The following is a 382-nucleotide window of genomic DNA, read 5'->3' as shown; positions in this document are numbered from 1 at the left end:
CAATATGACCACCGAAGATTTCGGTGGCAGCTGCGATGGGAACCGGGAACAGCTCGCCATCTTTATAAGGGGTATTGCGATCGGTCATTTCTTGTCTCCCGCATATTTGGCAATGTCTGCCGGGTCAGTACCCATAATGGCGCTAAGCGCCACCGCAGCGGCCAGCTCATCATCCGAATCGTCCAATGATGGTGCCGGTTTTGCTCCCGCAGGCGGTTTACCACCGGTCTGGGTCGTGCTGAGGGCTGCGATTTTCGGAGCCTTGTCCAGGAACGTTTTGAGACTGTCCGGGTTGGCTTTCGCCAGTCCCTTCGCCCAGGGTTCTTGTGCCGGCAGCAAACGGCCATCGGAAAGTGCAGCCGTGATCAAGGTGTCACAATCA

General features: G+C 56.8%; 1 protein-coding gene. It reads right to left on the bottom strand.

Annotated features, from left to right (window positions below; genetic code table 11):
- Positions 1-84: 84 nt before the first annotated feature.
- Positions 85-382: phage protease (locus JG676_RS08755; protein ID WP_200217999.1), on the bottom strand; the 298-nt coding region annotated here is incomplete at its 5' end.

The sequence above is a fragment of the Campylobacter sp. 2018MI34 genome (genome assembly GCF_016598975.1).
In the GTDB taxonomy this organism is placed as follows: domain Bacteria; phylum Campylobacterota; class Campylobacteria; order Campylobacterales; family Campylobacteraceae; genus Campylobacter_D.
Note: the sequence above shows the minus strand (reverse complement) of the source record. Positions and strands in the feature narration are given on the sequence as shown.